Below are 14,108 nucleotides of genomic sequence, written 5' to 3'. Positions count from 1 at the left end.
TCATTGACCGGCGTGTAACAGCCATCAGGCACAAAGCAAGCATTCTCAAGGAGGAAATGAACCATGCCGCGAAGGGTGCCGACCGACGCCATGTATGCCATCAATTCCATGGACCGGGATGCTGGCTGGAGTGTGAGCCTGGTGCGCCGGGGCAAGCTGTTGCAGCGCTGCTTCACGCTGTTCCGCTACGGCAGCGGCGATGCGGCGCTGGCGGCGGCTCAGGCCTGGCGCGATGAGCAGGCGCTGCAGTCGCAGGCCTACACCAAGGCCGAGATCAGCCAGCTCAAGCGGGCGCACAACACCTCGGGTCGCGCCGGGGTGTACCTGATGCACCAACGCAGGGTGCGGGAAGACGGCCGGGTGGCGACCTACAGCTTCTGGCTGGCGCGCACGCCCGATGGGGTGAAGCCGGCGCGTTCGGCTTCGTTTTCGATACTGAAATTCGGCGAAGCAGAGGCGTATGCGCGGGCGGTGGCGGCACGCGCGGGCTTTGAGCGGGAGTTGCAGGGCTATCACCTGGGCCAGGTGCCCCGGCATCTGCATCCGGTAGCTGGGGCCAACCCACAGACATCGGCCGGGAGTGTCAGACTGCCCGGCGCTCCGGCGAAAGAGGCCGGCTGAAGGGGTTCATATGAAGGAACCTGTTTCAGCAGGCGCGGATCACGACCCCATTGCCGTTTCTTGAGCGCCCCAGGCGTGCCGCTGCGCGGTGGCATCCTTATCATCGCCTGTCATTTTTTTGCACGAAACGCCGCGCCGATGAGCTGGGACCTGCACCATCCGTTCACCCTGGAAGTCGTCCCGCAGCCGCAGGACATCGACGGCCTGGACCACACCAACAGTGGTGCGAGCGTGTCGGCTGGGCGCATTCCGAGCACTTGGGCCTGAGCCTGGCCGACTACCGTCGGCTGGACCGCGCGATGGCCATCCGCCACGGCCACTACGACTACCTGCTGCCGTCTTCGGAGGGCGAAGCGCTGCAGATCGCCACCTGGCTGACCGCCAGCGACGGCAAGCTGGCGATGGAACGCCGCTTCCAGCTGCGCCGCGCCCGCGACGGGCAAACGCTGATGCGCGGTCGCTGGGATTTGATCTGCATCGAGATCAGCAGCGGCAAACCGAGGCGCATGCCGCCGGAGTTCGTCGCGGCGTATCAGGCGGCTGTCGTCCCCGCGGCCTGACGCACTGCGGGGTTGGCAATGCCTGCCGCCACGTGGCCGGACGGCACGTGCGGCGCGGCGCCTTCCACGTGGCCGGTCTGGTCGTCGAAGAAGAAGTCGGGCTCGAATTCGCGCAGGAACGGACCTTTGGTGAGGCCGCCGAGGAAAAAGGCTTCGTCGATCTCGACGCCCCAGGCCATCAGCGTGCGGATGGCGCGTTCGTGGGCCGGGGAGCCGCGGGCGGTGACGAGTGCGGTGCGCAGCGTCATGCCGGTGTCTTCGGCGCTGGCGCGCAGGCGGTGCAGGGCGTCCAGCAGCGGCTTGAACGGGCCGGCGGCCAGCGGGGTTTGGGCTTGCAGCACCTCGTGGTCCTGGAAAGCCTGCAGTCCGCCGCGCTGGAAGACCTGTTCGGATTCGTCGGAGAACAGCACGGCGTCGCCGTCGAACGCGATGCGCAGTTCGGTGGGATGTGCGGCCGAGGCCCGTGCGGCCTGCGGCAGTACACGGGCGGCCGGCACGCCCGCGGCCAGGGCCTGGCGCACGTCGGCCTCGTTGGCGGACAGGAACAGGTGGGCGCCGAGCGGGCGCAGGTAGCGCCAGGGGCTGGCGCCGCGGGTGAACGCGCCGCGCTCGATGCCCAGGCCGTAGTGCTGCGCCGAGCGGAACACGCGCAGGCCGGAGGCCGGGTCGTTGCGCGAGAGGATCACCACCTCGACCAGCGGCAACGCGCCGCGGTTGAAGTCCAGCAGCTTTCGCACCAGCGAAAAGGCCACGCCATGTGCGGCCGGCTGGTCCAGCAGCTTCATTTGCAGGGCCATGTAGGCGCGGTCGTCGCTGTCCTCAAAGACCTGGTTTTCCTGCTCGAAGTCGAACAGCGCACGCGACGAGATCGCGACGACGAGGCGGTTGTCGAGGGAGGCTGGCATCGGCTCAGCGCAACCCGGTCACGGTGGACGGCGGGCGGGGTGTCGTGTCTTTTGGCGGCTGCTTCATCAGCGCCATCGCGGTGCCGATCAGGCCGGCCACTTCGCTCATGTTGCCGGGCACGATCATGGTGTTGTTCTTCTGCGCCAGCTGGGCAAAGGCTTCGACGGCCTTTTCGGCGACCTTGAGCTGCACCGCCTGGTCGCCGCCGGGCGACTGGATGGCGTCTGCCACCTGGCGGATCGCCTTGGCGGTGGCCTCGGCCACCGCGACGATGGCGGCGGCCTCGCCCTGGGCCTTGTTGATCTCGGCCTGGCGCTGGCCTTCGGAGCGCGCGATGAAGGCTTCGCGCTCGCCGGTGGCGATGTTGATCTGCTCCTGCTTGCGGCCTTCGGAGGCGGCGATCAGCGCGCGCTTCTCGCGCTCGGCGGTGATCTGCGCCTGCATCGAATGCAGGATCGCGGCCGGCGGCGTCAGGTCCTTGATCTCGTAGCGCAGCACCTTCACGCCCCAGTTGGCGGCGGCCTCGTCCAGCGACGCGACGACCGCGAGGTTGATGTGGTCGCGTTCCTCGAAGGTCTTGTCCAGCTCCATCTTGCCGATCACCGAGCGCAGCAGCGTTTGCGCCAGCTGGGTGATGGCGAAGATGTAGTTGCTGGAACCGTAGCTGGCGCGCATTGGGTCGGTCACCTGGAAGTAGATGATGCCGTCGACCTGCAGCTGGGTGTTGTCCTTGGTGATGCAGACTTGGCTGGGCACGTCAAGAGGCACCTCTTTGAGAGAATGCTTGTAGGCGACCTTTTCGATGAAGGGCGTGACGAAGGCCAGGCCGGGCGTCAGTGTGCGGTCGTACTTGCCGAGTTTCTCGACCACCCAGGCGTTCTGCTGCGGCACGATCTTGATGGTCTTGATGATGAAGATGATGGCCACGACGGCCAGCACGAGGGCGATTTCCATGGGCGCTTTCAGAGGGTTTGGGTTGCCGCTGCGGGCAGCGGGCTGAGCACCAGCCAGTTGGCTTCGACGGCGCTGATGCGGTGCGGGCCGGGGGCCGCATGCGCCCCTTCGGCCAGCCGGGCCTGCCACTGGGTGCCGCGGTAGTTCACGCGGGCACTGCGGTCGGGGCCCCAGGCGTCGACCTGCACCGGGTTGCCGATGTCGAGGTTCACGTCGGGGTTCTGGGACGGTGCCGGGGCCTGGCGCTGGCGGCCGCGGTGGCGATGCCACAGGCCGGTGGCGCCCAGCCCAAGCAGGGTCGCGGCCAGCCACTGCAGGCCGACGGCCAGCCCGGCCAACGCCGCCAGCGCGCCGCCCGCCGCGCCCAGCGCCAGCATCAGCAGGTAGAAGGTGCCGGTGGCCAGTTCCAGGGCCACCAGGGCCCCGGCGGCCACCCACCACCAGGTCGAAACAGAGAGATCCATGTCATGCGTCCTCTGCCGGCGCTTGGCCGGCGAAGCCCAGTGTAGGCCTGCGCCAAGGCCGTGCTGCTAGGGCGGTGGCGGGTGCCCGCGGGCAGCGCGGCCAGGGCCCCATGAAAGCCGCAAGCCCTCGACCAGCAGCATGACCAGCAGGCTCCAGCCGAACACCGGCAGGGCCCAGGCCAGCGCCGCCATCAGTGGCCACAGCCACAGCGGCGCCTGGCGCACCTGCTGGCGCTGCAGCGTGGGCGCGGCCAGCTGGCCGCGCGGGCGGCGCAGCCACCACATGGCCAGGCCGGAGACCACCGAGAACACGGCGGCCAGCGCCGTCAGCACCAGCAAGGCCTGGTTCCACAGGCCGAACTCGCCGCGGTGGAACGGAATGCCCACCGCGGTGGCGCGCGAGAGCAGCGGCAGCTGGTCCCAGCCGCTCTGGAACAGCGGCGCGCCGCTGCGTGCGTCCAGCACCAGGTTGAAACGTGCGGTGGGCTGGCTGCGGTCCTGGTTCTCGATGCGCCAGGTGCCGGTGTCGCCCAGCGGCGGGCTGATCTGCAACCGAACGTCCGGCGCCAGCGCGCGGGCCAAGTCCCAGGCGGCCTGCCAGCTCAGCGGTGGCCCGTTGCCAGGGGCGGACTGCAGGGCCTTGGGCGGGCGCGGGCTTTCTTGTCCCAGCTGCTGCTGCAAGGCACTGAACCTCGCGCCGCTGTGGCGAGACCAGGTCAGGCCCGTCACCAGCACCACGGCCAGCACGCCGCCCATGGCCAACGCCACCACGGCATGCAGGTCGCGCCAGGTCGCGCGGCCCCGGCCCCAGCGCGGCCTGAGCGCGCGCCAGCCCGGGCCACCGCGGGCCTGCGAACGCGGCCACCACATGACGGTGCCGGTCGCCATCAGCACCAGCATCCAGCTGGCGCCCAACTCCATCGCCCAGCGCCAGCCCTCGCCCTGCAACGCGCTCGAATGCAGCTTCTTGCTCCAGGTCTTGAAGCGGGCCAGTTCGGGCAGGCTGCCCAGCACCTGGCCGGTGGCGGGGTTCACATAGACCAGCACGCCATCCGGCAGTCCGTGATGGTCTGGGCCGTGCGCCATGGCGCGATGGTCGTGCGGCTGGCGGGGCGAGTTCAGCACGACCTGGGTGCTGTCGTCCGCCGCGTGCGGCGGCACCACCTGGCGCAGCGTGCTGCCGGGCTGGCTGGCGAGCGCGGCCTGCACCTGGGCGTCCAGCGGCAGTGGCTGCGCAGCCGGGGCCACATGGTCCAGCGCGGCGTAGCGCCAGGCTTCGATCTGCGGCGACAGCACGTAGAGCAGCCCGGTGAGCGCGGCGAACAGCACGATGGGTGCGCACAGCAGGCCGGCCCAGAAGTGCAGCCGCCAGAAGATGCGCTGCAGCGCGGCGTTGTTCATGGTGGGGGCGCTCATAAGCTGAAGCGCAGCTCGGCAAAGAGCGTGCGGCCGGGGTAGGGGTGGGATTGGTAGGCCGGCTGGTCGGCGACGTTGTTGACACCAAGCGCCAGTTCCAGCTGCGGGCTGAAGCGGTAGGCGCTGCGCAGGTCCAGCTGGCGGACCCGCGACACGCCGCCGTACACGTTGGGGTTCACATCCAGGTTGTAGGCGTCGTTGTAAGCCCGGCCTTCGTAGCGCCAGCTGGCCGCGAACAGCCAATGCGCCTCGGGCCGCCAGCTGGCCTGCAGCGTGGCGCGCTGGCGCGGCACGCGCAGCCAGCTCTTGCCGACCATGGCCGGGTCGTTGCGGTTGGCGGTCACCTTGCTCTGGAAGTTGTGGGCGAAGCTGGCGTCCAGCCCCAGGCCGCTGAGCCAGAGGTCCTGGGCTGACCAGGCCAGCTCCACGCCCTGGGTCTTCACCCGGTCAACGTTCTGCACGCAGGTGTAGCTGCTGGCGCCGGTGGCGGTGGTCTTGCAGACGGCCGCGTCGCTGGTGCTCTGGCGCAGGATGGCATTTTTCACATCGTCGCGGAACAGCGAGATGCGCAGGCGCTGGTGATCCCATTCCTGCTCGGCGCTGAGTTCCGCTGCGTCCGAGGTCTCGGCCTGCAGGTTCGGGTCCGACAGGGTCTGGCTGGTGGCGGTGACGGTGCCGTTGTAGAGCTCCTCCACGTTCGGGAAGCGCACGCCCCGGCCCAGGCTGAGCTTGAGCAGCAGGCTGTCGCTGGCCTGGAAGGCCAGGGCCGCCTTGGGCGAATGGCCGCGCAGGCGGCGGTCGTCATAGGGCACGCTCACGCCGCTGGCGAGCTGGCTGCCGTCGAAGGCCTTGAACCACTCCTCGCGCCAGCCCAGCGTGAGCTTCCAGTCGTCGGCCAGGCGCCAGCCGTCCTGCGCATACAGCGCGGTGACGGCAGTGCGGCCGCGGTAGTACTGGGCCAGCAGGCCTTCGTCGCCGCGCCAGTCGCCGTCCGCCGCGACGTTGGCGACGGTGTTGTCCAGCTGGTAGCCGTTGCGGTGCAGGCCGAAGGCGAGGTTGTGGCGGCCACCGGCCCAGTCGTCGGCGCTGGGGGTCCAGGTGGCCTGGGCTTCGGCCGTGTGCCAGCCGGTGCCGTCGCGCCGGGTGACGCTGCCGGCGCCGCCTTGCGCAGCGACCGGGTCGGGATTGTTGGCCTGGCGCGCAGCGTCGTCCAGGATGCGGTAGCTGGACAGCACCAGCGAAGCATTCCAGCCCGGCCCGCGCCGGGTTTTCAGGCTCGCGCCCAGTTGCTGGTGCAGCTCGGTACGGTTGGCGGGGGCGAAGCTGGCGAGCGGGATGGTGAAGCTGTTGCTGCCGTCGCCACTGTCGCTCACGACGCCGGACCAGACGCTGGCGCCGCTGGCGTCGCGCAGAAAGCTCTGGTTGCGGGTGTGGGTGTCGTTGTGCCACCAACTGGCCATGGCGCTGGCCTCCAGCGTGGCGCTCAGCTTCTGGCCGGCGCGCAGGTTCAGCGTGTCCTGCACGGTGTGGTCGATGGCGCCAGCGTTGGCGCCGAACACCGCGCGCCGCAAGCCTTTGGGGTCCGTGTCGTAGACGATGCCGGTGACCGGCGTGGCCGTGCCGCTGGTGGCCGGGAAGCTGCCGTTGGCGGCGGCGGTCACTGTGGCGTATTGCATCGGTTGCGAGGTGGCGTCCTGGTGGTTCAGGTGGGCGCTGAGCCACAGGCCGTTGCCCAGCGCCTGGCCCAGGTGCAGCGAGAGCTGGCCGCTGCCGAAGTTGTCCGCGTGGCCATACTGGCTGAAGCGCTGCTGGCTGCCGATCAGCCGGCCCGAAGCCTCGAAGCCCCTGGGCACCCGCTGGGTGACGCTGACGGTGCTGCCGATCGAGTTGCCCGGCAGCAGCGCCGAGTAGGGGCCGTAGAGCATGTCCACCCGCTCGATGGCCTCGGGCGAGACCATGTTCCAGCGCGGCGCATCGAAGCGGCCGAGGAAGTTGCTGATGAGGTAGCCGTCCAGGTAGACCAGCGCGCGGGACGGCTGCAGTGTGCCGAAGCTGCGGCCGGCGAGCAGCGCGTTGCGGTCGCCCAGGTAGCGCTTGCGCACCGTCGTGTTGGGCATGTACTGCAGCGCGTCTTCGGGGTTGAACAGGTTCTGTTCGCGCAGTTGTTCGGCCGTCTTGCTGGCGGTGGCGCTGGGCAGGCCGGTGCGCGTGGCAGTGCCGGTGACCACGATCACCGGCGTGAGCTCGGCATCGCTGGCAACACCCTGGGCCAGGGCTGGGGGCGAGAGGGCCGCGCACGCGGCGGCCCAGGCCAGCAGGTGCAGGGCGACGCCGGGCGTGGCCTGCAGCTGGACCGGCAGTTGGGCCGGCAAGGGGAGGAGTGGCATGGTTGAAATCGGATCGGGCATGCCAGCACGGGCACAGCGTCTGCGCGGGTGAGGCTGCGGATGGCAGGACGCCGCCGGGTCGCGGCGCGGCGGCCTGACCCGGGTCAGCAAGAAGATGGGGAGGACGCGCCGGGGCGCGTCAGGCCGGCAGCGGCGGGGCGTGCAGGCGTGCGCTCAGCCAGCGCAGCAGCGGGTCCGGCCGGCGCGTGGGCCGGGGGGCGGGCGGGGCGGGGTCAGGCCGCGCACGGCCTGGCAGCAGCCAGCCCAGCACGGCCAGCAGCACCACGGCGCTGCCCAGCATGCCGCCGAGTGCACAGTGATCGTGCGCGGTGTCGCTGGTGTGCTGCGCCGGGCCGGAGCCGAGGTCACCGTCCGCCAGACCCACCAGGTCGGCCGGACTGTCAGCGCCTGGCGGTGTCAATGCGATGGTGCGCATGCCGTACACCGAGCAGACCTCGACCAACTCGACGCCGCGGTGGTGGGCCGCGGCAACGGCGATCAGCGGCACCGCCAGCTTCAGCAGGCACAGCGCCGCCAGCCACCAGCACCAGGTGGCACGGTGGAGGCGATGCGAGCGCAGGCAGCAGGCCATGAGGCCCGCATTATGTGGGTGGGCGGTGCGGCTTTGGTGGTCGCGCGGTCCTGCTTCTCAGTGCACGAAGCCCATGCGGTTCTTGTTGCCTGAAGCGCTAGGCAGGTCTTTTTCCAGCAGCGTGCCGCGGCCGTCCAGTCGGGCATTGCCGAAAGCGGTCATCCAGGCGCGGCGCATCTCGCGTGGCGCCATCTCGGCCAGGCAGTCCAGCACCGCGGTGGACGGTGTCTCGTCAAAGCGCTGGCCCCAGGCATGGGCGCCGCGGATGGACGCATACAGCCGGCTGGCGATGGCCCGCGCAGCGGCCGGGTCCGGCGTCTGCACCTCGAACACGTTCATGCGGTTCAGGATGGGCTCGGGGATGCAGCGTTCGTCGTTGGCGGTGGCGACCCAGATGACCTGGCTGGCATCGATGGGCACCTCGGCGAATTCGTCGGTGAAGCTGTGCGCGGTGTCGTGCTCCAGCAGGCCGTAGAGCGCGCCCAGCGGATCGTAGGCGTGTTCGCCGCGGGCCTTGTCGATCTCGTCGACCACCATCACCGGGTTGGCATAGTTGCCATCCACCAGCGTCTCGAAGACCTTGCCGGGCCGCGCGCCTTTCCACTGGCTGGAGGCGCCCGAGAGCACCCAGCCGGCGGTCAGCGAGCTCATCGACAGGAAGCCCATGCCAGTGCCCAGCAGCTGGGCGATCTCGCGGGCGAAATGGGTCTTGCCGACGCCGGGCGGGCCCAGCAGCAGCATGGGGGTGATCTCCAGCGCGTCGCGGCTGTCTTCGCACAGCGCCAGCTGGCGGCGCACGGCGTCCAGCACTTCGTGGAAGTTCGGCAGTTCGTCGTAGAGGTGGCCCATGGCCGGCAGGCCGGAAGGCTTGACCTGGAAACGCTCGGGCCCTTTTTCGAGCATGCGCTCGTAGGTGGAGCGCAGCGTCTCGTGCTCCCGGTCGGGCAGCTTGTGCAGCCGCTGCTGCACTTCGGCCACCCGGTAAAGACTGCGCATGCGGGCAATCGGAATTGCGCCGTTGCTGACAGACATGAGCTCGTGCGATGTGGACATCAGACCTCCATCCAGGCAATCACCGGCTTGAAACATGTCGGCCGGCAACTGCATTGCAGCAAATGACCTGCCCGGGCCAGCGCCGGATCAGCGGCGCAAAACCAGGGTTGATTTCGCTCAAGCAAATCGCGAGCCTGGCCGAAAAGCGCCTGAAAGGTCTTGTGACAGTTCCCCGAATTGGCAGGTTCCAGGCAGCTTATCGGCGCTTGTGACGAGCCCAAACCCCGAAGAATTCACGTGATCCCACAGCCTGGCACACGGGCGCCACGGTTTCGGCCGCGGTTCGGTCGCCTCACATGTGGACAAGTCTTTGCGTCTCCCTCCATCACGCTCCTTTTCGCCGGAGAAGAATTTTCATGCCGCAACCTTCCTTTGCCCGCAAGGGCTCCATCGGCCGCCGGCTGGTGCTGGTACTGTGTGCCATCCTGGGCCTCTCGCTGCTGAGCAGCGTGATCGCCGTGGTGCAGTTGCGCCAGCTGGGCCAGGAAGTCGAGCTGATGCTCGGCAGCAACCTCAAGGTCGAGCGCGCCGGCTCCGACTGGCTGCGCTACACCACTGCCGGCATCCAGCGCGCCTCGGCCATTGCCAAGAGCAGCGACACCTCGCTGGTGGAGTACTTTGCGCCTGCCACGGCGGCAGCCGTCAGTGCCACAAACGATGTGCAGAAGCTCATCGAAGGTGCGCTGGACTCTCCCGATGAAAAGGCCGCGTTCGCGAAAATCGGTGAAATCCGCAAGAACTACCTGGCTGCCCGCGAGGAAGTCAGCAAGGCCAAGAAGGCTGGTGACGCGGATGCTGCCTCGCGCATCTTCAACGAGCGCTTCGAGCCGTCCTCCAAGCTGTACCTGACAGCCGTGGGCGACCTGGTGAAGAGCCAGCGCGAGCAGCTGGATGCCTCGGCCCAGCGGGTCGAGGCGCTGCGCTCGCGCACCGTCTCGCTGCTGCTGGCCTGCACCGCGCTGGCGCTGCTGGCCGGCTCGGCGCTGGGCTGGATGCTGATCCGCAGCATCACCGTGCCGCTGCGCGACGCCGAGCGCGCGGCCCGCGCGATTGCCAACATGGACCTCAGCGGTGCCGCCCAGTCCAGCTACCGCAGCGATGAAACCGGCCAGCTGCTGCACGCCATCGACAAGATGCGCGATGCGTTGCGCACGGCGCTGCACGAAGTGCGCGGCGTGGTCGACAGCATCTCCACCGCCAGCACCCAGATCGCCACCGGCAACCACGACCTGAGCGCCCGCACCGAGCAGACCGCCTCCAATCTGCAGGAAACCGCCAGCGCGATGGAGCAGCTGACCAGCACCGTGCGCAGCAGCGCCGACGCCGCCTCCCAGGCCAACCAGCTCGCCAGCTCGGCCGCCCAGGTGGCCCAGCGTGGCGGTGCGGCGGTGGCCGAAGTCGTCAGCACGATGGGCGAGATCCACCAATCCAGCAAGAAGATCGCCGACATCATCGGCGTGATCGACGGCATTGCCTTCCAGACCAACATCCTGGCGCTGAACGCCGCCGTGGAAGCGGCGCGGGCGGGCGAGCAGGGCCGCGGCTTTGCGGTCGTGGCCGGCGAGGTGCGCAGCCTGGCCCAGCGCAGCGCCGAAGCCGCGCGCGAGATCAAGAGCCTGATCGGCGCCAGCGTGGACCGGGTCGAATCCGGCGCCCGCCTGGTCGGCGATGCCGGCAACACGATGAACGAGATCGTCGCCAGCGTGCAGCGCGTCACCGACATCATTGGCGAGATCAGCACCGCCGCCACCGAGCAAAGCCAGGGCATCGGCCAGGTCAACCTGGCGGTCACCGAGCTGGACCAGATGACGCAGCAGAATGCCGCGCTGGTCGAAGAGTCCACGGCCGCCGCCGAAAGCCTGAAGGACCAGGCCGGCCGCCTGAGCAGCGTGGTCGGCACCTTCCGGCTGACGGCCGCCTGAGCGTCGTTTTCGCCCCGCACCCAGGCGCCTTCGGGCGCCTTTTCTTTTGCGCCGCGCCTGTGGTCAGATCGCGGCTGCCATGCCCACCTACCTCACCAGCCGCATCCTGCTCACGCTGGGCGCGCTGTCGCTCTGGTGGTACACGGGCAATCCGATCACGCTGCTGATCGTCTCGCCGCTGTTTGGTGCCCTGTGGACCGTGCCGCTGATCGACGGCATCTCGGCCGCTTTCCGCGGCACCCAACGCATGGCCATGCGTGACCTGGAACGACCGGGGCGCCGGCTCTGCGCCTTCCGCGGCCACGAGCTGTGCCTGGACCGGGACGGCGAGGACCAGCTGTGGTTCGAGGCCGAGGCAGTGCGCAAGTTCGGCGTGAAGCTGCCGGCCCCAGCGCTGCTGCCACCGGAAGCGCTGCGCATGCACCTGGGCCAGGTCCAGCTGCGCGCCGACCTGCTGGCCGAGCGGCTGTGCCAGTCGGCACCGCCAGAGTCGGTCACGCTGGCATTCGGGCGCTGGCTGCAGCGCGAGCTGAAGGTGGCCGCCACGCGGCATGCGGCCGGGCGTTGAAGCCCGGCGCGGGACCTACTTGACCCAGTCGTTCAATTGGATGATGGGGAGCATCACGGCCAAGACGATCAGCATGACGACGCCGCCCATTGCCACGATCAGCAGCGGCTCCAGGATGGTGGCCACGGCCAGGGCGCGGCGCTGCACTTCCCCGCCGAGCTGCTTGGCGGCGCGGTCCAGCATGCGCGGCAGCTGGCCGGTCTGCTCGCCGAGGCGGGCAAACATCGCCAGCAAGCCGGGAAAGCGCTTTTTGGCGGCCATGGCCGAGGCCAGCGGCGCGCCTTCGCGCACTTGAACCAACGCATCCATCGCGTCGGCCCGCATCGCGCGGTTGCCCAGGGTTTCGGCGGCCGCCTGCAGGGCCTTCAGGATGGGCACGCCAGCGCCTGCCAGCATCGCCAGCGTGCCGGCGAAGCGGGCGGCGTTGTAGCCGCGCGTGAGCCGGCCGATCAAGGGCACGTTCAGCATGCCGGCGTCAAAGCGCTGGCGGAAGGCTTCGTTGCGCAGCGCGCGCAGCAGCAGCACCACGGCCACCGTCATCACCGCGACGAAGTACAGCCCGTAGTTGCGCACGAAGGCGCTGACGGCCAGCATTACCACCGTCAGGATGGGCAGCGCGTGCTTGCCGTTGACAAACACCGAGGCCACCTGCGGCACCACGTAGGTGACCAGGAAGGTGACGATGACGACCGCGATCAGCGAGACGATGGCCGGGTACAGCATCGCGCCGATCAGCTTGCTGCGCAGCGCCTGGCGCTCTTCCAGGTCGTCTGCCAGGCGCTCCAGCACGCCACCCAGCGCACCGCTTTGCTCGCCGGCGGCGACCACCGCGCGGTACACGTCGTCGAACTCGCGCGGTGCCGAAGCCAGTGCGCGGGCGAACGGGCTGCCACCGTTGACTTCGCTCTTCAGGTGGGCGATCAGTTCGCGCTGGCGCGGCTCTTCGGATTCGTCGGCCAGCGCGGTCAGCGCGCGTTCCAGCGGCAGGCCGGACGACACCAGGCCGGCCAGCTGCCGGGTCCAGACCGTCAGCCCGCTCTTGCTGAAAGCCCGGCGGTTGAACTTGACGCTGTTGCCGGTCGAGGCCTCGACCATGGCCACCAGCGTGACAGACAACGGCACCAGGCCCTGGCCGCGCACGGCCGCCCGCGCGGACTTGGCATGGTCGGCCTCGACCAGGCCGTTGACCTGCTTGCCGGCGGCGTTGAGGGCTTCGTACTTGAAGGCGGGCATCGCTTAGCTCATTCCCTGGTGACGCGAAGCACTTCTTCCAGCGAGGTGATGCCCTGGGACACAAGCCGCTCGCCGTCCTCGCGCATCGAGCGCAGGCCGTTGAGGCGGGCTGCGGCGATGATCTCGCTTTCGGCCGCCTGGTTGTGGATCAGCGCCTGCACCTTTTCGTCCACCACCATCAGCTCGTAGACGCCGGTGCGGCCCTTGTAGCCGCTCATGCTGCAGGCCGGGCAGCCCACAGGGTGCCAATGGCCCTCGCCGTCCTGCTTGCGGCAGACGGGGCAGAGCTTGCGCACCAGGCGCTGGGCCTGCACCGCCAGCAGCGAGGAGCTGAGCAGGAAGGGCTCGACACCCATGTCGATCAGGCGGGTGACGGCTGAAGGCGCGTCGTTGGTGTGCAGCGTGGCCAGCACCAAGTGGCCGGTCAGCGAGGCCTGGATGGCGATCTGCGCCGTTTCGAAATCGCGGATTTCACCGATCATGATGACGTCCGGGTCCTGCCGCAGGATGGCGCGCAAGGCCTTGGCGAAGGTCAGGTCGATCTTGGCGTTGACCTGCGTCTGGCCGATGCCGGCCAGCTCGTATTCGACCGGGTCTTCCACCGTCAGGATGTTGGTGGTGGCAGTTTCGAGCCGGCCGAGCGAGGCGTACAGCGTGGTCGTCTTGCCCGAGCCGGTCGGGCCGGTGACCAGCACGATGCCGTGCGGCTGGTGCACCTGGCGGTCGAAGGCGGCGAGCACGTCACCGTCCATGCCCAGGCCTTCCAGCGTGAACTTGGATTCGCTCTTGTCCAACAGGCGCAGCACCGCACGTTCGCCGTGGGCCGAAGGCAGGGTTGAAACCCGCACGTCGATCGCCCGGCCGCCGATGCGCAGCGAGATGCGGCCGTCCTGCGGCAGGCGCTTCTCGGCAATGTCCAGCTCGGCCATGATCTTCAGGCGCGAGATCAGCGCGGCGTGCAGCGCCTTGTTGGGCTGCACCACTTCGCGCAGCGTGCCGTCCACGCGGAAGCGCACCGAGCTGCTGCGCTCGTAGGGCTCGATGTGGATGTCGCTGGCGCCGTCCTTCGCGGCCTGCGTCAGCAGCGCGTTGAGCATGCGGATGATGGGCGCGTCGTTGGCGGCCTCCAGCAAGTCCTCGACCGCCGGCAGCTCCTGCATCATGCGCGAGAGGTCCACGGCGCTTTCGACTTCGCCGATCACGGAAGCGGCGCTGCCTTCGCCGCCCGAGTAGGCCTCGGCCAGGCGCTGGGCCAGGGCGGCGCTGTCTTCATGTTCGAGCTGATCGACCGAATACAGGCGCAGCACCTCGGTCAAGGCGCTGCGCGGCGTGCTGTCGGCAAAACGCAGCAGCAACTGGCCGCCATCGTCTTCCAGCAGCAGCGTGTTGGCCTTGGCAAAGCCGTAGGGCAGGGGGTGGCGTTGGGCCATGT

Annotated in this window: 14 protein-coding genes; 5 read left to right on the top strand and 9 right to left on the bottom strand. The window is 69.1% G+C overall.

Annotation, left to right across the window (positions count from 1 at the left end):
- Positions 1-63: 63 nt before the first annotated feature.
- From ACAH41_RS04605 to ACAH41_RS04595, 3 genes are all read left to right on the top strand, one after another.
- Positions 64-621 (top strand): hypothetical protein, encoded by a 558-nt coding sequence (locus ACAH41_RS04605; RefSeq protein WP_370538202.1) that lies wholly within the window; start codon positions 64-66, stop codon positions 619-621.
- A gap of 138 nt (positions 622-759) precedes the next feature.
- Positions 760-888 carry a hypothetical protein gene (locus ACAH41_RS04600; protein WP_325655780.1) on the top strand — a complete coding sequence of 43 codons (129 nt, stop codon included), beginning with the start codon at positions 760-762 and terminating at the stop codon, positions 886-888.
- Positions 879-1,181: a hypothetical protein gene (locus ACAH41_RS04595; RefSeq protein ID WP_325655781.1), complete on the top strand. Its 303-nt coding sequence runs from the start codon at positions 879-881 to the stop codon at positions 1,179-1,181. The genes ACAH41_RS04600 and ACAH41_RS04595 overlap by 10 nt, the downstream gene beginning before the upstream one ends.
- Here ACAH41_RS04595 and ACAH41_RS04590 read toward each other — a convergent pair.
- The 7 genes from ACAH41_RS04590 to ACAH41_RS04560 all read right to left on the bottom strand — a co-directional run bounded on the left by ACAH41_RS04590 (position 1,154) and on the right by ACAH41_RS04560 (position 8,953).
- A complete protein-coding gene (locus tag ACAH41_RS04590; RefSeq protein ID WP_325655782.1) occupies positions 1,154-2,086 on the bottom strand; it encodes a 5'-nucleotidase in 933 nt (310 codons plus the stop codon). The genes ACAH41_RS04595 and ACAH41_RS04590 overlap by 28 nt on opposite strands.
- A 4-nt stretch (positions 2,087-2,090) precedes the next feature.
- A complete protein-coding gene (locus ACAH41_RS04585; RefSeq protein WP_370538201.1) occupies positions 2,091-3,041 on the bottom strand; it encodes an SPFH domain-containing protein in 951 nt (316 codons plus the stop codon).
- A gap of 8 nt (positions 3,042-3,049) precedes the next feature.
- Positions 3,050-3,505, bottom strand: coding sequence for an NfeD family protein (locus tag ACAH41_RS04580; protein WP_325652773.1), 456 nt, complete (start codon positions 3,503-3,505; stop codon positions 3,050-3,052).
- Positions 3,506-3,571: 66 nt separating this feature from the next.
- Complete coding sequence (locus ACAH41_RS04575) at positions 3,572-4,921, bottom strand: PepSY domain-containing protein (protein ID WP_325652775.1); 1,350 nt, start codon at positions 4,919-4,921, stop codon at positions 3,572-3,574.
- Positions 4,918-7,308 carry a TonB-dependent receptor domain-containing protein gene (locus ACAH41_RS04570; RefSeq protein ID WP_325652777.1) on the bottom strand — a complete coding sequence of 797 codons (2,391 nt, stop codon included), beginning with the start codon at positions 7,306-7,308 and terminating at the stop codon, positions 4,918-4,920. Before ACAH41_RS04570 ends, ACAH41_RS04575 begins: the two co-directional genes overlap by 4 nt.
- Positions 7,309-7,447: 139 nt before the next feature.
- Positions 7,448-7,900 carry a DUF2946 family protein gene (locus tag ACAH41_RS04565; protein ID WP_325652779.1) on the bottom strand — a complete coding sequence of 151 codons (453 nt, stop codon included), beginning with the start codon at positions 7,898-7,900 and terminating at the stop codon, positions 7,448-7,450.
- Between the two features lie 57 nt (positions 7,901-7,957).
- Complete coding sequence (locus ACAH41_RS04560) at positions 7,958-8,953, bottom strand: AAA family ATPase (protein WP_325652781.1); 996 nt, start codon at positions 8,951-8,953, stop codon at positions 7,958-7,960.
- Between the two features lie 356 nt (positions 8,954-9,309).
- On the opposite strand from ACAH41_RS04560, the gene ACAH41_RS04555 reads away from it, so the two are divergent.
- Both ACAH41_RS04555 and ACAH41_RS04550 read left to right on the top strand, forming a co-directional pair.
- Positions 9,310-10,875, top strand: a complete 1,566-nt coding sequence (locus tag ACAH41_RS04555; protein ID WP_325652783.1) for a methyl-accepting chemotaxis protein — start codon at positions 9,310-9,312, stop codon at positions 10,873-10,875.
- A 79-nt stretch (positions 10,876-10,954) separates the two neighbouring features.
- On the top strand, positions 10,955-11,443 hold the full coding sequence (locus ACAH41_RS04550) for a hypothetical protein (RefSeq protein ID WP_325652785.1): 489 nt from the start codon (positions 10,955-10,957) through the stop codon (positions 11,441-11,443).
- A gap of 15 nt (positions 11,444-11,458) precedes the next feature.
- On the opposite strand, the gene gspF is transcribed toward ACAH41_RS04550, so the two are convergent.
- Positions 11,459-12,676, bottom strand: a complete 1,218-nt coding sequence (gspF, locus tag ACAH41_RS04545) for a type II secretion system inner membrane protein GspF (protein WP_325652787.1) — start codon at positions 12,674-12,676, stop codon at positions 11,459-11,461.
- Between the two features lie 8 nt (positions 12,677-12,684).
- Complete coding sequence (gene gspE / locus ACAH41_RS04540) at positions 12,685-14,106, bottom strand: type II secretion system ATPase GspE (protein WP_325652788.1); 1,422 nt, start codon at positions 14,104-14,106, stop codon at positions 12,685-12,687.
- Positions 14,107-14,108: the final 2 nt, after the last annotated feature.

It is taken from the genome of Ideonella sp. (assembly GCF_041287625.1).
In the GTDB taxonomy this organism is placed as follows: domain Bacteria; phylum Pseudomonadota; class Gammaproteobacteria; order Burkholderiales; family Burkholderiaceae_C; genus Ideonella.
The sequence above is the reverse complement of the archived record's forward strand: the minus strand, read 5'-3'. Positions and strand labels throughout refer to the sequence as shown.